Origin of the sequence: Nostoc mirabile CHAB5784 (assembly GCF_020829645.1) — a bacterium.
GTDB classification, from domain to species: domain Bacteria; phylum Cyanobacteriota; class Cyanobacteriia; order Cyanobacteriales; family Nostocaceae; genus Nostoc; species Nostoc mirabile.
This window is the reverse complement of record NZ_JAIVFS010000060.1, coordinates 33685-49863: the sequence shown is the minus strand read 5'-3', so window position 1 is coordinate 49863 and position 16179 is coordinate 33685. Positions and strand designations below refer to the sequence as shown.

At 42.8% G+C, this 16179-nt stretch carries 20 protein-coding genes and 1 pseudogene; 14 read left to right on the top strand and 7 right to left on the bottom strand.

What is annotated here, in order from left to right; translation table 11 throughout:
* Window positions 1-379: 379 nt before the first annotated feature.
* On the bottom strand, window positions 380-550 hold the full coding sequence (locus LC653_RS28975; protein ID WP_229498105.1) for a hypothetical protein: 171 nt from the start codon (window positions 548-550) through the stop codon (window positions 380-382).
* A gap of 182 nt (window positions 551-732) precedes the next feature.
* Here LC653_RS28975 and LC653_RS28970 point away from each other — a divergent pair, with 182 nt between their 5' ends.
* Window positions 733-933, top strand: a complete 201-nt coding sequence (locus LC653_RS28970) for a hypothetical protein (RefSeq protein WP_229498104.1) — start codon at window positions 733-735, stop codon at window positions 931-933.
* 69 nt (window positions 934-1002) lie between these two features.
* Window positions 1003-1317 carry a hypothetical protein gene (locus tag LC653_RS28965; protein WP_229498103.1) on the top strand — a complete coding sequence of 105 codons (315 nt, stop codon included), beginning with the start codon at window positions 1003-1005 and terminating at the stop codon, window positions 1315-1317.
* 44 nt (window positions 1318-1361) lie between these two features.
* Here the strand turns inward: LC653_RS28965 and LC653_RS28960 are convergent, their stop codons facing one another.
* On the bottom strand, window positions 1362-1616 hold the full coding sequence (locus LC653_RS28960) for a hypothetical protein (protein WP_229498102.1): 255 nt from the start codon (window positions 1614-1616) through the stop codon (window positions 1362-1364).
* 495 nt (window positions 1617-2111) lie between these two features.
* Between LC653_RS28960 and LC653_RS28955 the strand changes: the two genes are divergently transcribed.
* The gene (locus LC653_RS28955) at window positions 2112-4541 is read left to right on the top strand and encodes a DEAD/DEAH box helicase (RefSeq protein ID WP_229498101.1); all 2430 of its coding nucleotides are present in this window, start codon (window positions 2112-2114) and stop codon (window positions 4539-4541) included.
* A gap of 188 nt (window positions 4542-4729) precedes the next feature.
* Window positions 4730-4924, top strand: a complete 195-nt coding sequence (locus tag LC653_RS28950) for a hypothetical protein (RefSeq protein WP_229498100.1) — start codon at window positions 4730-4732, stop codon at window positions 4922-4924.
* Window positions 4925-5013: 89 nt separating this feature from the next.
* On the opposite strand, the gene LC653_RS28945 is transcribed toward LC653_RS28950, so the two are convergent.
* Together LC653_RS28945 and LC653_RS28940 are read right to left on the bottom strand one after the other, a co-directional pair.
* Entirely contained in the window at window positions 5014-5283 is a 270-nt protein-coding gene (locus LC653_RS28945; RefSeq protein WP_229498099.1) for a hypothetical protein, read from the bottom strand.
* Window positions 5284-5358: 75 nt separating this feature from the next.
* The gene (locus LC653_RS28940; RefSeq protein ID WP_229498098.1) at window positions 5359-5751 is read right to left on the bottom strand and encodes a helix-turn-helix domain-containing protein; all 393 of its coding nucleotides are present in this window, start codon (window positions 5749-5751) and stop codon (window positions 5359-5361) included.
* A gap of 224 nt (window positions 5752-5975) precedes the next feature.
* On the opposite strand from LC653_RS28940, the gene LC653_RS28935 reads away from it, so the two are divergent.
* From LC653_RS28935 to LC653_RS28915, 6 genes and pseudogenes are all read left to right on the top strand, one after another.
* On the top strand, window positions 5976-6860 hold the full coding sequence (locus LC653_RS28935) for a helix-turn-helix domain-containing protein (RefSeq protein WP_229498097.1): 885 nt from the start codon (window positions 5976-5978) through the stop codon (window positions 6858-6860).
* 25 nt (window positions 6861-6885) lie between these two features.
* Window positions 6886-8235, top strand: a complete 1350-nt coding sequence (gene dnaB, locus LC653_RS28930) for a replicative DNA helicase (RefSeq protein ID WP_229498096.1) — start codon at window positions 6886-6888, stop codon at window positions 8233-8235.
* An 11-nt stretch (window positions 8236-8246) separates the two neighbouring features.
* A pseudogene (locus tag LC653_RS47515) lies at window positions 8247-8624 on the top strand (DNA N-6-adenine-methyltransferase); the annotation flags it as partial.
* A 293-nt stretch (window positions 8625-8917) separates the two neighbouring features.
* Complete coding sequence (locus LC653_RS47510; RefSeq protein ID WP_372478236.1) at window positions 8918-9736, top strand: DNA cytosine methyltransferase; 819 nt, start codon at window positions 8918-8920, stop codon at window positions 9734-9736.
* Window positions 9737-10080: 344 nt separating this feature from the next.
* Window positions 10081-10275, top strand: coding sequence for a hypothetical protein (locus tag LC653_RS28920; protein ID WP_229498094.1), 195 nt, complete (start codon window positions 10081-10083; stop codon window positions 10273-10275).
* Window positions 10276-10375: 100 nt separating this feature from the next.
* Window positions 10376-10567, top strand: coding sequence for a hypothetical protein (locus LC653_RS28915; RefSeq protein ID WP_229498093.1), 192 nt, complete (start codon window positions 10376-10378; stop codon window positions 10565-10567).
* Between the two features lie 108 nt (window positions 10568-10675).
* On the opposite strand, the gene LC653_RS28910 is transcribed toward LC653_RS28915, so the two are convergent.
* Window positions 10676-12781: a pentapeptide repeat-containing protein gene (locus tag LC653_RS28910; protein WP_229498092.1), complete on the bottom strand. Its 2106-nt coding sequence runs from the start codon at window positions 12779-12781 to the stop codon at window positions 10676-10678.
* Between the two features lie 5 nt (window positions 12782-12786).
* Complete coding sequence (locus LC653_RS28905; RefSeq protein ID WP_229498091.1) at window positions 12787-13068, bottom strand: hypothetical protein; 282 nt, start codon at window positions 13066-13068, stop codon at window positions 12787-12789.
* A gap of 54 nt (window positions 13069-13122) precedes the next feature.
* On the opposite strand from LC653_RS28905, the gene LC653_RS28900 reads away from it, so the two are divergent.
* The 4 genes from LC653_RS28900 (at window position 13123) to LC653_RS28885 (ending at window position 14748) form a co-directional block, all read left to right on the top strand.
* A complete protein-coding gene (locus LC653_RS28900) occupies window positions 13123-13452 on the top strand; it encodes an HAD hydrolase-like protein (RefSeq protein WP_229498090.1) in 330 nt (109 codons plus the stop codon).
* 69 nt (window positions 13453-13521) lie between these two features.
* Complete coding sequence (locus LC653_RS28895) at window positions 13522-13878, top strand: hypothetical protein (protein WP_229498089.1); 357 nt, start codon at window positions 13522-13524, stop codon at window positions 13876-13878.
* Between the two features lie 132 nt (window positions 13879-14010).
* Complete coding sequence (locus tag LC653_RS28890) at window positions 14011-14301, top strand: HNH endonuclease (RefSeq protein WP_229498088.1); 291 nt, start codon at window positions 14011-14013, stop codon at window positions 14299-14301.
* A gap of 99 nt (window positions 14302-14400) precedes the next feature.
* Window positions 14401-14748: a hypothetical protein gene (locus LC653_RS28885; protein WP_229498087.1), complete on the top strand. Its 348-nt coding sequence runs from the start codon at window positions 14401-14403 to the stop codon at window positions 14746-14748.
* Window positions 14749-15153: 405 nt separating this feature from the next.
* Here the strand turns inward: LC653_RS28885 and LC653_RS28880 are convergent, their stop codons facing one another.
* The gene (locus tag LC653_RS28880) at window positions 15154-16101 is read right to left on the bottom strand and encodes a class I SAM-dependent methyltransferase (RefSeq protein ID WP_229498086.1); all 948 of its coding nucleotides are present in this window, start codon (window positions 16099-16101) and stop codon (window positions 15154-15156) included.
* Window positions 16102-16179: the final 78 nt, after the last annotated feature.

Sequence of the window (16179 nt, the reverse complement as noted above, 5' to 3'; positions counted from 1 at the left end):
GTACCCGCACGTTACTCTATAAGTTCCGTCGAGTAAGACTTGACGCTAAAGGCAATGTACTTTATCAGTATATATACACAACTCCTGGTCGCGTTATTTATAACAATGCCATTCAGGAAGCACTTGCAAGCTAGTCATTTGTCCAAAGTCCAATTGTCCTATGAATCATGTCAAATGACTAATGACCAATGACGAATGACTAATGACTAATGCAGGATTTTGACCAATCAAAAATGCAACTAGGCGATAAATTGGGCTAACCTTTATAACCGCCGCGTTTCCGCAGCAGTTTCTTTTTCTTTGCTGTGTCTAGCTCTGGGGGATGGCGCAGGGAAAGTTGCGTTTTTGGCTGGTTCCTTTTCATCAGGAGTGATGATCGCTATTCTGGCTTAACTAACTCATAAAGAAGCGATCGCACCTTCTCTTGCCAATCTGGAATAGCTTGAATTTTTGCCAGTACAGATGCTTCAATTCTTAAGCTCAACTTTGCATCTCGTGGCTCTAGTCTATCTGTAGTGAATTTCCCTTGCTCATCTCGTGTTTTTTGCATAACTCACCTCTAGCTACGTCTATTATCTATCTAATCCATGTCCCCGTGGTATAGGCTTTTATGATAATGAGGAGCTAAAAAATGCAAAATATTTATTAAAACTCTTTTAAAATCCATGTCCCCACGGTATATCATTAAAGATGAGGGATAAAAACACTAACCCTCATCAGGAGGTGAAGCGAATGAGTCAATCAAAAGATGGTAATGGAAAAAAAGAGGACGTTAAGCCGTCCGACATTAACATCTACGAGAGGATTGAAAACGAAAACCCGCAAACCGAAGACCAAAGGTGGTTTAAAGAGAACCTTGGTACAGGCGAGAGGGAAATCGAAATCAATCCGCCTGAACTGGACAGTTCTGAGGATGAACCTCAAAAAGGTTAATCCATAGCGAAAACCCCTACCCCAATAGGGGTTTTCCTCGTTAAACACATTTTACCAAATTTAGCAAACATGGATAACGTCACTATTATCTATCCAAGTTACTTCCGAATTTTTGAGTGTAGATCGGGACGTTGGTTTATCAAAAATACCGATGCTTTCATAGGAACTAACTCAATTAAAAATAACGATATTGCTAGCCTTTTCGGCATTAGCGAACAGCAAGTTGTTATTGATTTATTTCGGATTAATGGTGGAAAATCCGGCTTTTATTTAGCCAACTTAAAACATAAAACTTACTACTATTGCGGACAAAGCAGGGAAGACATTAAAACCCAGTTGCGATCGCTCGGTATTGGCTGCGAAGATCCAATGGAGAGTCAATGATCAAATGCCCAAAAAAAGAGGGCCGAAGCCCCCAACCTAACAAACTAACCAGCGAGAACCAACCGACCGCCAAACCGACGCGCCAACCGAGGCCGCCCCAAACACACCCGCACAACCACAGATGGAGAAAGACACGGAACCGACACCCGCCAACGCCGCCCTGTAAAACGAACGACGCAGAAGGAACCAGGCCCGAAGAACTGGCCAGCCGCAGCCGCCGCAAAACGCACCGCCGCCAACTCAGACGCGAACGAACACACACACACCCAACTAGAAAACGCACGAGATGATGGCCGCACCACCGCAAGCCCAAGGCCAGGGAACGAGCGGGCCAACTCGACAACCTCAGCTGCCACAGGAGCGGGACAACCGACGAATGACCGACGAGCAATAACCGACATAACCGAAACTCCCAACGAAAGGACATGACCGGGAAACCCCCAGCCCCCTTTTTTAAGCGGAGGGGGTCAAGGGCGCGGAAATGCGGAACGAAGTGGAGCCAATATAAAATGCGAAGCAACCTCAAGCCGCGTGCATTTTACCCTTGATGCCCGTAGCCATAATGGAAAAGCTGGGGTAGCCCTGCGGCGATGAGCGCTCCCCTTGGGGCGGGGGGGGACATCGACCGACAAAGGAGGGAGTCAATGAAAAAACTGCGAAGCAACCTTATTTCTTTATTTCGCGTAAGCGATTAAGAAGGCGATCGCACCTCCCAAAAAATATACTTTAACTATTTATATGCTGTGTACGCTTCATACATGATATTATTTAGTAATAGTATCCGACCAAAAACTATGCCAAACTATCACCCTAAAACCGAGCATCTACCTAAGCAGAAAACAGCGTGGCAACATCTACCAACTAAAGCGATAAGAGTGCCTGAGATATTCTTAGAGGAAATTGAAGCTTACGCGCGATCGCTGGATAATGGCTCTAGTCCTCTTGATTCCGTCATCTCTGCATTAGACAGACTTAGTAAGAATGAATTGGGGCAATTAAAACTGGCTGTAAGCTCTTTATGTAGTGATGATGATAGCGATAGTGATGATGATAGCGATGTCTACGACGAGCTACGCCTGCAAGCACCAAAGTTAGAATTTGTCCTCAATTCGGTTAGATCCTGGGAACTAGAGGATGTTGTCAAACTCCAGTTAGAATTGCCTGTAATCATTGATGAGAAGAAAGAGGAAACAGCTGATCGCCGCTTAGAAAGGGCAATTTGTCATCTATCGTCGCAGTGTGATGGTGCAAGCTCAATAGATGGTCAAGGTTTTAACAAAGCTGATTCCGGCTTTGGGCATTGGTTAGCAAATCAAATTCAGCAGCAAAGGCAACTACTCCAGGCACACGCCCAGGCTGCATATAAAATGATTCAAAAGTATAGTAAGCAGTTGAATAGAGCAGGACTATCACTGCCTTTATGGGATGCGATCGCTCACCAATACCCCAAAAATTCACCCCAAATAATTATTCAAAATGATGAGGTAGACGTACTCCCAGAGCGTAGGCTTGAGATTAAGGACGAAAGGATTGCTGTGTACACTCCTTATGATTCGAGTGGTAAATTTCAGCGCGACTGTAAGACTATTAAAGGATATAAGTTTGAAGGTGAGGATAAATCCTGGCGCTTTCCTCTCTTGATGATTGAGGAAGTGATAGAAAAGCTTACAGATAAAGAGTTTCACTTTGCACCAGAAGTAGAAGGTGCGATCGCCCTGGCACAACAGCAACGCCAGGAAGAAGAAACAGCTAAGGAGGCCGCAGCGCTGGCAGCAGCTGACGGGATAGTAACTTTAGTAAAACAAGCCAATCTAGATGCACCTTTGGCCAATGGCTGGTATCTGCGGGATTATCAGAAAAAAGGTGTTGAGTGGCTGCTTGCTCACCGTCGCGGTGGTATCTACACCGGGGGTATTCTTGCAGATCACATGGGATTAGGCAAATCGCTTGAAGCATTGATAGCAGCCAGAGCAATGCAGTGTACACACGATTGTCCGGTGTTTGTGATTGCTCCTGTATCTGTAATGGAAAATTGGGTAAAGGAAGCTGCTCGTGCGGAAGTCAAAATCGAGTGTTTCAGTTGGTCTAAAATGCCCAAGCCACTTGAGACTAAGAAATATGTACTAATTTGTGATGAGGCGCATTATGCACAAAACATTAATAGTCAACGGACTAAGAAAATGTTGGAGTTGGCGCACCACGAGAATTGTTTAACAGCGTGGCTATTGACTGGGACACCAATCAAAAATGGTAGGCCAATTAACCTTTACCCGTTACTTTTTGCAGTTAATCACCCACTAGCAGCTGATAAATGGGAATATGAACGTCATTACTGCAATGCTCATCAAAAATCGATAGGCAGAAAAACTGTCTGGGATAACACCGGGGCAGGGCACCTGGACGAGTTAGCCGAAAAGACCGAGGATGTTATCTTGAGGCGAACTAAACAGCAATGTTTAACCGAATTACCCGATAAAACCCGACTTCTTGAACACGCCGAACTTGAAGCAAAACTTGCGGCTGAGTACCAAGAAACAGTGCAATTATTGGTAGAAGACTATCGACAACGGGCTAACTGTCAGAAATTCAAAGATAATTTACCAATACTCTTAAAATCTCAATCCCTAAAAGCTTGGTTTAGTTGGGTGTTGGCTTACAATCCTGCTAACCCTGAAGCAGAGGCTTTAGTAACTATTAATATCTTGCGGAAGGTAGGGAGTGAATTTAAAGTTGATAGCGCAATCGCTCTAGCTGAAGAACTCCTAGAACAAAGTCAACAAGTTGTAATCTTCACTGAATTTGTAGAGTCAGCGAAGGCGATCGCATCTAAACTTAATGGTTTACTCCTGACCGGAGACATAAAACCAGAAGAACGCCAGGGATTAGTAGATAAATTTCAAGCTGGTGAAAATAAAGTGTTTGTCGGCACTATCAAAGCCGGTGGCGTTGGCATAACGTTAACAGCTGCTAGCAACATTATTTTAGTTGATCGGGCTTGGACTCCAGGAGACTGTGAGCAAGCTGAGGATAGATGTCATAGGCTGGGACAAAAAAATGCTGTATTTGCAACATGGTTGCAGCTTGGAAATATCGATCGAGCGATCGATGACCTATTGATTCAAAAACAGCAGCGAATTGAACTTGTATTAAAGGGTAAACGTAAGACTTTGCAGGGTATTAATTCAGCAAAAGATTTAGCTAAAGAATTACTCGCCATCCTCTAAGAAAATGTGTAGTATTCCTCTAAAGTACAAAGGTTGCTGGATTTATATCTACTCAATAGAAAGCGGTAATTACTATTCCTCTGTGGAGCTTCCCAATCAAGGAGGAGTAGTTGATAGTAACGAGTTTCCATCATCGACACAAGCGTAGTGGCAAGGTATTTTACTTGCTGAAAAATGGAGATTGAATTGTGACTAATCATTATGCTGAAATTCGCATTACTGCCTCTGAAATAGATTTACAAGTTTGGCTGTGGCTATTTCATAAACTGCAAGATGATGACAAAATTATTGAGATTGTAGAGGAGAGTAAACCCTATGCCAATAGGGGAGAATCTAAGCTGTATCGAGTGTACATTAAAGCTAATTTAATCAGTGGAGAATAGAAATACTGCGTAGGCGTAGCCCCGCGTAGGGATCGCTTGAGTGTTGAGCGATCGCTCTTTATCCTCTAAGAATCCAACAGACAAATTTTTTACTTCGATTCTCGCTCAGACTTGCGAAAATCTACCAATGCCTTAAAAACCGCTTCTGCATCAAACCCAGAGGCATTTTGGATGTTAATTGATACATCAGAGTTGAGACTGACAAACGAACCTGTGATTACCGTCAGCCCAGACTCAGACAAGCCTAGAACTCGTGCCTTAGACTCTGCTGATAGCTTTTTAATCTGCTCAGACAACAAAGCCTCTTTTTCTTCCTGTGTCAAGCTATCCAGCATTCTCCTTACATCGTCGAGCGACACAAATTTAATTCCTTCCAACATAAAAAGATACAGCCTGATAGTTGATAGCTAACGATCATACTTGCTTGTAAACGATTAGACAGCGATCGCACTATCCAACTCTGTGCTGTATCTACTAGAAATAGCAGGCTTTTGACTTACATTCTTCCATTTACGCCCAATTGCTAGTAAAACTAATTCCATTTCCTCATCATTCGCATTTTCAATCATTTCTATCAGTTGCCTGCCAGAATCTTCTTTTTCTGATAAAGGTTTTTGCGCTAGCAGCTGGCAAAAATAAGCGCGGGAACCTGGGGACAACTGATCCATCCCCTCCAAGAGCGCTGCAAGTACCTCTGGGCTGACCCACTTGTGCCCAGAGCGAAACTGAGACAGGTGATTTTGACTTATACCAGCGATCGCGGCTAGTTCCTTTCCTTGAATGCCGTATCTGTCCATCGCCTCTTTGAATAGCTGGCAAATTTGCATAAACTTTTATTTCCTGCTGTTACGTCTACTAGATAAAATATTATTGTATAATTTGCCTATTAGATAAATAATATCAATTTACCAGGTTGATTAGATTCCAATTCTAACCCAAATAAAACAGCCCCGACAAATGTGACTCTGTTCGGGGCGATTTCTAAACCTAATAAGGATGATATGACAATTCGAGACTTTAAGCAAGTGCTAGCTGTAGCTGAGGTACAGCTATGAAATTTTATAAATTATCAGAGGCAGATCTACCTTTGATTTTCTCTCTTAGCGAATCAGAAATTAAGGTTTGGTGCTGGCTAAGTGTCCATCTGCCTTTTGATAACAGTAGGGCATTAGAGATTGATACATCACAGCTGGCTGAAGAGATTGGAATAAGTCGTCGCAGCGTCCAAAGGGCTTTAAAAACGATCCAAGAAAATGAAGTTTTCGAGGTCGAATTTACTAAGGCCAAGGTCAAAAGAAAAGCGCAAAGTGCGGTCTTGACGGCTTCCGCCGTTCGCGTAGTGTCTCCGATAGGAGAGGAGCAACTTTGTAAGAGAACGTCACAGATGTCGCCTAGCGTCACAGATGTCGCCGAAGCGTCACAGATGTCGCCGAAGCGTCACAGATGTCGCCGAAGCGTCACAGATGTCGCCGAAGCGTCACAGATGTCGTCAACACAGGCTGAAACGCATACTGTACAAGCGTTTGAAAACTCTAAGATTAATAAGACTTATTCAGACTTTAAAGACTCTCTCTCAGAACAGGAGAGAGAGGATTTTTTAAAATTTGGGGAACAGAAGGCTGCACAGCTGAAAAATCCACCAATTCAGTTACCAAGAAAGTGGATTAAGGAGAATTGGGAAGAGTTAGCAGACCAGTGGTTCCAAACCCGCGATGAAAAAAACCAAAAGTACAATTTTGCGGCTTACAGTGAACCGCAGCATCAAATGTGGTATGGGCAACTACAAGCTTTAGTTTGCGGGGCTACTCAATCGGGCGACAGTCCGAGGCTCGAACAATTTTTAAAAGACGACTTTTACAGTAGCTGGCTCAATTGGGCGAAAACTGCCCGCAAGGACGTGCGCGAATTTTTAGCAAGCAACCCGATACCTACATAAAATCCAGCAAAAGCGAGAGCAAATAATGTCTGAGAATCTAAATTTTGGTGACAGCAACAAGCTGCCTCCCCAAAATATCGAAGCAGAAGAGGCCATTTTGGGTGGTATCTTGCTCGACCCAGATGCAATCAGCAGGGTGAGCGATACCCTTGTTGCCGAAGCATTTTACATCAGCGCTCACAAAGATATTTATCAAGCAGCGCTGCGCCTTCACCAACAGAGTAAACCCACAGACTTACTTTCTGTCACCAGTTGGCTGACTGACCATGATTTACTATTTCGCATTGGCGGGAGAAATAAATTAGCAACTTTGGTAGACCGCACAGTGTCAGCTGTGAACATTGACGCTTTAGCCGAGTTGGTGATGGAAAAATATTACCGTCGGCAATTAGCTAAGGCAGCAAGTGAGATTTACCATTTAGCACACGACCAAAACGAAGAAATTAACAAACAATTAGAGACGGCTGAATCAAAAATCTTAGAGATAAATAACAGCGCGATCGCATCAATATCTGAACCAACCCCTCTGAGCGAAATCTTGATAAATGCCTACTCTAGCATTGAAGAAAAAAGTATGGGTATATCACCATCTGGGGTTAGAACTGGATTTTATGACCTAGATGCAATGATAGGAGGATTTAAACCGGGAAAGCTCATAACAATTGCTGGTCGTCCCGCAATGGGAAAATCATCATTTGTAGGCAATTTAGCCTTCAATATTTCTGAACTTGAAAAGCTACCAACTCTTATTTTTAGTCTTGAAATGACTAAAGAAGAATGGGGAGATAGATTTTTATCCCAAGATGCAAGAATTGATTCAAGCTATTTGCAACAGGGCAAGATTAACAAACACCAGTGGGAACCTTTAGCACAATCAATCGGTAGGTTAAGCGAGTTATCCGTTTATATTGACGATTCACCCGTGATAACTGTCAATTCAATTCGTTCAAAAGTTAAGCGAATTGTTGCAGAACACGGCCGCATCGGCATCGTTGGTATTGATTATTTGCAACTAATGGAAGGGACGGATGGTGATAGCTACAACCTAGCTTTTCAAATCGGAAAAATTACTCGACAGTTAAAGCAATTAGCACGCGAGTGCAACACAACTGTTGTCATGTTGTCGCAGCTAAATCGTGGTGTAGAGAGCCGCACTATCAAGCGTCCTATGATGTCAGATTTGCGCGAATCAGGGCGAATTGAGGAAGATTCAGATTTAATACTGCTCCTTTACCGGGATGAATATTACCACCCCGATACGATTGATAGAGGTATTGCAGAGGTAATTGTTTCCAAAAATAGGGGTGGGCCAACAGGAACGATAAAACTGCTGTTTGATGCACAGTTTACTCAGTTCAAAAATCTGTTGAAATAGGGTAAAAAAAGATGAAAGCTAAAATTTCTGATTGTTGGTATACACCGCCTCAAATTGTTGATTTAGTACAAAAATGTTTAAGTGGAATTACATTAGATCCTTGCGCCGACGATGGCAAGCATATCGAAGCTTGTCACCACTTTACTGCTAATGATGATGGGCTTTCTCAGCAATGGTCTGGGCGAGTTTTCATGAATCCGCCTTATAGTTACCCTGGTGTATGGATTGCTAAATTACAAGAAGAATTCAATTGTGGACGAGTAGAAGAAGCGATCGCACTTGTCCCAGCTGCAACTGATACTAAATGGTTTCACCCATTAATTGCATCAAATTTAATCTGCTTTTGGAAGGGCAGAATTAAGTTTTTAGATACAAAATATCAGCCTAAAATGCCTGCTAGGCAATCACATTGCTTAATTTATTGGGGTAAGAATCAGTCGAGATTTAGGCAGGTATTTTCACCTTATGGCAATTTCAATTTCTTAGAGGAACGACTTTTTAAAGTAGGCGATCGCTTTGAGATTAGTAATCATAAAAAGTACTTAGGTGAGAAAGGTTATTTGTCTGGATATCACACAAAAGATAGCCCCGAATTTTGGGTCAAATTGGATAATTACGATTTACAAATCAGGGTTTTTCCCAATCAAGTGAAATTCTTAGAGGATGAGGAGGCGATCGCAGAATGCAACAACTTGACCTCTGCTCAGGAGTTGGGGCAGGATTCCCCCTCGCTGGAATTATGCTTAAGCAATTCAAGCTTTGGGGAGTCGCTGAAACAGATGAGTATTGCTCAAACATCCTCAACTTGCGTTTCCCCAACACCCGCAATTACGGAGACGTGCAAGGCATTACAGGAAGAACATCAAACTACTGGTTTGACCGACTTAAACGAGACGGAATTATTACTGCTTCACCACCCTGCCAGCCCTTTACTATCCAAGGCTTGCGACTTGGAGCAGCAGACCTTAGAGACTGTTTCCCCTTCATTACAGCAGCGATCGCCGAGTACCAACCCCGATTCTTTGCAATCGAAAATGTGCCAGGACTCCTTAACTGTAGATTTAAACCAGGAACCAACACTTTCTACTTCGCTTGGCTGCTTAATCAGTTTTCCGAGTGCGGGTATGATGTCGAATGGCTCACCGTATCAAGCGGAATGCTTGGAAGTCCCTTCCGTAGAGAAAGGCTACTGCTGGTTGGATTCTCCAGGCGCATTAAGTTCAAAGAACAGCCGCAATCCTGGGCAGGGCAAGTTAGAAGCGCAGTTGAAGAAGAAAGGAACTTTACACAAGGGGCAAGTCTGCAACCCGGAATTTCTAGAGAGCAGTTTCAATCTGCCTATTGGTTGGACAGACCCACAGGACGACAGATCGGCATTGGAGTTAGTAGCGGAAATGGAGTTGTGCGTAATCGCCGCGCAGCCCTCGGAAACGCCCTTGATTGGAAAGTCGCCAGTATTGGGCTTAGAAGAATCCTTTACCTTAACTCAATCGCCCGATAAATTAACACCAGAGATTTTCTTAGAGGATAAGAAGCGATCACCCTCATCTAAACGCAGACAGCGTAAGGGCTGTTTATACAAATACTTAGAAAATAAGAAGTTGAAGAGTGGAGCGATCACTTCCTACCCTCGTGTTATCGGCCACCGCAATCCTGATAATCCTACTCATTGGAGGTGGGGATTTAACTGGGAAGAGAAGATAGACGGTGAGTGGAAGGGGCGGAGTATTGGCTCGGTGCCATTAGGAGCGATCGCCCTTATTCAATCAATGCAAAAATCTGGAGTGCCTATTGAGGAAATTATCGGATTTATAAAGCGGTCAAAGAATAAAGGATGAAACTAGAGTGATCGCGCTATTCTCCTCGCTTGCCCAAGTGCGATCGCTCTTCCCCCTATTGCTCAAGTTTCCTCGCTTGAAACGGGAGCAACGGGCGATCACCCAAAGGATTCTGAATCCAAGGAGGAGAGGCGATCGCTATTTCACCGCGAAAATCGAAGGAGCAATTTTCAAGCGAGGAAAGATTGGCATTGTTATCTAACCACCATTAGCCAAATATTGGAAATCTTTGTGTATTACAAGATGAAGTGCTGAATGTGGAGTAAAAAGCAACACAATGATACCGTTGCGACACCCGCACCATGACTAAAACCACAGTTCACTTAGTCGTCAGCACCCAGGATTGTACTTTAGTGGTGTTCTACACTGATACCCATTGCTGGCAGTTTCGGGTGATTAGTCCTGGTGGTGCGGTGTTTGGTTTCCGTAAAATTTATTACACGCCAGAAGCGGCAGAAAAGGCGGGGCGGGAGTGGATTGAGAAAGGGAGTTGAAGGAACGAAGTGCATCATAGGCGTGAAAAAAGCGATCGCACACTTGCTGTGTAGCCACATCCAGAGTATGACCGATCATCGCCCATGCACGCACCAACATCTACCAGACTATTGTGCTTCTTGCCAACCCTCGATAATTGCTATCAAAACGTTAACGAGTGGGTTATCAACTGCCTCTTTAAACGCTTCTTTACCTCCAGACTTGAGCGCACCGATAACCCGTGCTTTTAATGTTGGATTATTCTTAATTTCATCAGCAGCCTTAGCCGCAACTATCATTTTTTCTGTCTCGGTTGTAGTGGGGTTCGTTTCCTCTAGTTGCTTGAGTAACTGCTGAATTTGGGCTGCGGCTTCAGTTAGGTTTTGGTTTAAGGAGTAGTCATAGAAAGTGCCACCTATTTGGGTTCCCCCAGTACCAGCGAAGCCACCACCAAATTTGGCATTGTTGAAATTGTATTCGGAATTATTTGGCATATTTATAACCTCATTTGAAGAAAGATTTCCTCCGACAAATAGTCCTTTATTATCAAGATATTCAATATGATTTGTAGGACGAATCTTTACGTCTTCTACCATGTCTGTAACTTTTTCTATAATTTTTTCATAGTGTGGTAATATTTGGTGATGGTCTACCAAATTCAAGCTTAATGTTTGATTATATTCATCATAGTATTCTTCTTGGAATTTTTCTTCATCGATGGAGTTGAAAGATTTTACTATTAAAGTTATTGCATTTTCTGCTCTTTTTACTCCTACTAATTCCAGTCTGGCGTTATATTTTTTAGATAAGTTTTCAATAACCTGAAGAGCAACTCTTGGATTAATATTAGGGTCATGGTAAAGGTCGATAGTGTCTAAAACATTTTTAACAAAAATTGTGAATTCTCCAGGTTTAAAATTGTCTCTTGGCGGCATTTGGTCACGCTTACCTCCATTTACATATTTTAGAAAAACATAATCACACTTAACATCTTCAAGCTTAGTAGTTCTTGTAACTACCCAGTCTTGAATACAAGCTCCTGTTAAATTTGCACCTGTTAAGTCTGCTTGTTCAAGTCGAGTATGTACTAAAATGGCTCCTGATAAATCAGCATCCCGTATATCTGCTTGACTTAGGTCAGTATCAATAAAGTTAGCATTTTGTAATTTTGCTCCCTTTAAGTTGATACCTCTTAAATCTTTTCGGGCAAAATCTTGAGATGTCCCTTCTAAAGTTGTGACTAAGTTTCGTACACTTGCAAATTTCAGGTAAGTTTCTCCAGGAATAACAAAATCAATCTTACTTGCCTTAAACCAACAAGTTCGAGTAAGATTTGCTTCATCAAAGTCAGTATTTCTCAACAAAGCTCCTAGAAAGTTTGCTTCAGTTAAATCTGCGCCATGAAAGTTCGTACCTCCTATCGAGGAGATTATCATGCCAAGTGTACGAATTACTTTAAATCTTTCATTGCCATTAAGAGCAAGCCAGCCTATATAACCACTTACTAATATGATCAAGGCTGAAAGGAATATATTAAACAATAGTAAAGGATTGTTCAATAGTATGGCTAAACTTATCTGTACATGATTATTAGCCCATAATTGAAAATTAATAAAAGTTACAAATACAGCTATTTCAATTAAACATACCCCAATAACAATAGCCTGATTGACACCAATAATTGCCACTAAAACAACAATCATAGTTGCATGAACAATTATGCTTGTGACTGCTATGACAACTGAGGCAAGATTAACATCGCCTAAAAGAGGAATTCCCAATCTGATTGGGCCTAAGTTAATTGTTGTTGAAAGCAAATATTTTACTGCATAAATAGATGCTATAACTTTCAAGACTCTTCTAAACCATTGAACAGTAAAACCTTGTTTAATAATTGTGAAAAACAAAACCGTATAAAAGATAAAAGCAGGTGCAATTAAAAAAACAAAATCAATCCAACTAGAAACATTTAAAGGAAAGTCACTAAACGAGTTATAGTAGAAAAATTTTGTCAAATCCATTACAGTAAGCGAAAGAAATAGTAAGAAAAACAGCCGTGTTAAGCTCCATCTTTGTTGCAAACCGGTCTTTGCTCCTCTAAAGTTTGCTCCCCTTAAAATTGCATTTGTGAAGTCTGCTCCTCGAATATCAGCATGGCTGAAATTTGCTCCAGTAAGGTCTTGTCTCGCAAAGTTGCGCCCTCGAAGTTTTTTAGCAGAGAAGTCCTGGGGCATGATTTTTAAAGTAAGGTGTCTTGACTTACATTTTCATACAGATTTGGTATGGGATATTCCAGATTTTGATATAAAAAACAGGTTATTGGTGTTGAAAATGGGTTTTTGTAGTGCGATCGCAAGGTTGTCGCCGCTCTTAAGATGCGATCGCACACCACAAAGCCCAAGGTTACACAATCATTGGTGTAACTAATCAAGGTGGGTGTGACACTATTAACCGTGATACTGGAAAACCGTTGAAGAGTATTGAGGATGCGTAGTTTACCGCCGCAGGCATCGCTGAACAACGCTACACTCTTAAATTAATCCCTCAACTAGAAGCAATTTATTTCTGTCCAGACATGAAAGGCTTTATATGTTATCAAGTCACTAGAAATGATGTTGTAAAAGTAGCTGATTACACATTAGATAGTAAATTCTTAGAGGATAAATTTAAGTTCCGTAAGCCTGGGGCAGGGATGATATTTAGAGCAAGTATTGATTTTGCTTTAAATTTAACTAAGTCGTGGATGATAGGCGATAGAGACGAGGATGAGAAGGCAGCGATCGCAGCCGGGTTGAGTTTCATGCCTGCTGAAATTTGGCACATGAGGTTCACGCCTGGAGTGTATGAAATCAAGCCGTCAACGCCGCAACAGGTAGAGTTTCTAGAAGGGATAAAGTTAAATTAATTCAAAAGGGTGGTTATGTGCCAAGCCACCCTGTTTTTATATTGATATTTTCTTAGAGGATGAGGGGCGATGCTATTAACAGAGCCGGAAATTCAACAAGTTTTAGAGCAAGTTAAAGTTGCTTTTCCCAACTTGACTGATTGGGAATACAATAACGAAAAAAATGAGGAGTATTTCGGCTTCTCTATTTGGGGACAATTAGTTGTTAACCCCGAAGAACTAATGCCACGACGTTTTTTTATTACACTCGATACTTATGAATCCAAGTGGCAAGGATGTTTAACGATAGGGCAACCCAGCTATTTGTGGTCGAGCGCTGATGTAGGCGATGCCCATTTAGTAGATACGGAACCAAGTGATACTTTAGAAGAGGCAATTTCAGCACTCAAAGCGAAAATAGTAGAACTGTTCCAAGCTTTTCAGTAGATGAGGAGCAGCGCTAAATGGGTAGGGCGATCGCCCCCCCAGTTCCAGTTTCAACAGAGGAAAAAGGGCGATCGCGTGCAGAATGTATTGAGTAATAGCTATCCTATTTAGATAGGGTTTTAGCTTTAGCAGGTGTCTAACAACCAACAAGAGCAATGCCAACTGTGCCACAGAGAGATGGAACATTTAACTGTCCATCACTTAGTTCCGCGACAAAATACCAAACGCAAAAAACAAGACCCAGGCCCAACAGCAAATATCTGTTCTGCCTGCCATCGTCAGATTCATGCGTTGTTTGACAACAAACTACTTGCTAGAGAACTCAATACTCTAGAAAAACTCAGTAATGAGCCGCAAATGCAAAAGTTTTTGGCGTGGGTAAGAAAGCAAGACCCAGGTAAGCGAGTTTCAGTCCATCGCTAAAAAGTAAGGTGCGAGTCACACCACTTGTGTCCTAATGTAGATGGTCTAGAGAATTTAGAGTAGTAAGTAAAAGTGATATCAGTTATTGGAAACATTACTATGACTAACTCTCAACCTCCACTGCCACAACCTCAACTAGAAAGAGCGGGAATTACATTTGAGCAGTATGTAGAATTTACTCCAGAAAAGTTGGAACTGTGGGACGGATACCTGGGCTACGGCTCCCAAAACCAACTTGGGTTTCATTTAGCTGTTTTAAGAAATATGGGGCTACTGGCAGCAATTCGTCACACAGAATTGTCACTGTGGATAGAAGCCCTAGACCGTCATCTAACAGAAAAGCTAGAAACTGTCAGCGCTCAACCGGAAGTAGCCCAAGCTTTGCTAAATCGCCTGAATCGGGCAATGGAAGATTTGGCAGCAGTGGCAGAGTATTTGGAGGTATAGCAATACAAATTTCTCAGTGGTATGTCTCATGCAGCAGACTATGCGTTCGCTCCATTGTCGCCCCTTGATCTGCTTCCCTCCTCATCTTAGAGGATGAGTATTGTTTGTATGAATAGATACTAGAAAAATTCTTAGAGGAAAAGCTTAAAACTCAAGTTGATTCGCTTGAAAAACTAAGCGGTTGCCTTGGCTGCTATCTGGAGCATAAAAAGCACAAACCACAGGGCGATGCCGTACCACTTCGTGGAAGCAAGCTACGCGGAGCGTCTCCAAGAGTTGGCGGTAAACTACGCTCCTGTGCTTTCAAGCGAGTCAAGCTGCTATTCGTGCGATCGCCTCAGCAGTCAATAGTAATTAGTCATTGTCAGGAGGCAACAGTTGTCTCCCCATCCCCTCATCTCCCTCTTAGGAGGCTTTGGGTTTGGGTTTGACGAACTTGAGGGTCATGCGATCGCTCTCTCCAATGGTGAGGAAGCGTTGCCTGTCCTTTTGACCTTGGCTCAAGGTTGGAGGTAGTGTCCAAACTCCGCTCGGATAGTCCTTGGTATCTTTTGGGTTGGCGTTAATCTCTGATTTGCCCACCAACTTGAAGCCGACTTTCTCCACAGCAGCAATTACCCCATCAAGAGACATATAGCCAGTTTTAATACTCTCTTGCAAAGAAATATCTGGTTTGGCCCGGTGTTCTTCCACTCCCAGAATGCCCCCTGGCTTGAGTGCTTTATAAGCCGCCGCATAAACCTGCTCGTCATAGCCAGCTTTGACCCAGTTGTGAATATTGCGGAAGGTAAGAACTAGGTCTACAGAATTGTCTGGGGCCAGGGTCAGTTCATTTGGGGGATTGATTTGGGCGACTTTGACCTTACCAAAAACCTCTGGATTAGCTGCTAGTTTTTCTTGGAAAGCCAAAGCGGGTTTACTCGCGTTGCTCCCGTTAGTAACTATGAGTTGTCCCTTTGCCACTAGAAACGGCGCTAATATCTCGGTATACCAGCCGCCCCCTGGCCATAATTCAACCACGGTCATGTTGGGGCGCAGACCGAAGAATTCGAGGGTCTGGGTTGGGTGGCGGTACTTGTCTCGGAGGCGATTCTGCTCTGAGCGATGACTGCTGGTGAGTATGGTTTGGAGCGTGGTTGTGCTGTTGAATGTCGCTTTCTCGCTCTCGTTGGCTAGAACAGTTGGGGGCATTACAGATGCCAATACAAGGATTGCTAGAGTCAGGGCTTTCAGTAAGCCTTGGCGGGGGGTGAGATTTTGTGCAAATTTCATAGCTGTTGTTTTTACTTTCCGCTTCAGCATAGGGCAAATAGTGTTCTCATAAATGAGTGCGATGGCGTACCCGTCCGCCATAGGCATTGATCTCCCGTTTTCCTCTCTACGAGACGCGCTCTGCGCGTTCGCTTGAATGAGGAGCGATCGCTCCAGAAA

Coding starts and splice junctions, on each gene's coding strand:
- LC653_RS28975 (WP_229498105.1), bottom strand. CDS start 550: ATGCAAAAAACACGAGATGAGCAAGGGAAATTCACTACAGATAGACTA.
- LC653_RS28970 (WP_229498104.1), top strand. CDS start 733: ATGAGTCAATCAAAAGATGGTAATGGAAAAAAAGAGGACGTTAAGCCG.
- LC653_RS28965 (WP_229498103.1), top strand. CDS start 1,003: ATGGATAACGTCACTATTATCTATCCAAGTTACTTCCGAATTTTTGAG.
- LC653_RS28955 (WP_229498101.1), top strand. CDS start 2,112: ATGCCAAACTATCACCCTAAAACCGAGCATCTACCTAAGCAGAAAACA.
- LC653_RS28940 (WP_229498098.1), bottom strand. CDS start 5,751: ATGCAAATTTGCCAGCTATTCAAAGAGGCGATGGACAGATACGGCATT.
- LC653_RS28935 (WP_229498097.1), top strand. CDS start 5,976: ATGAAATTTTATAAATTATCAGAGGCAGATCTACCTTTGATTTTCTCT.
- dnaB (WP_229498096.1), top strand. CDS start 6,886: ATGTCTGAGAATCTAAATTTTGGTGACAGCAACAAGCTGCCTCCCCAA.
- LC653_RS47510 (WP_372478236.1), top strand. CDS start 8,918: ATGCAACAACTTGACCTCTGCTCAGGAGTTGGGGCAGGATTCCCCCTC.
- LC653_RS28915 (WP_229498093.1), top strand. CDS start 10,376: ATGACTAAAACCACAGTTCACTTAGTCGTCAGCACCCAGGATTGTACT.
- LC653_RS28910 (WP_229498092.1), bottom strand. CDS start 12,781: ATGCCCCAGGACTTCTCTGCTAAAAAACTTCGAGGGCGCAACTTTGCG.
- LC653_RS28900 (WP_229498090.1), top strand. CDS start 13,123: ATGAAAGGCTTTATATGTTATCAAGTCACTAGAAATGATGTTGTAAAA.
- LC653_RS28895 (WP_229498089.1), top strand. CDS start 13,522: ATGCTATTAACAGAGCCGGAAATTCAACAAGTTTTAGAGCAAGTTAAA.
- LC653_RS28885 (WP_229498087.1), top strand. CDS start 14,401: ATGACTAACTCTCAACCTCCACTGCCACAACCTCAACTAGAAAGAGCG.
- LC653_RS28880 (WP_229498086.1), bottom strand. CDS start 16,101: ATGGCGGACGGGTACGCCATCGCACTCATTTATGAGAACACTATTTGC.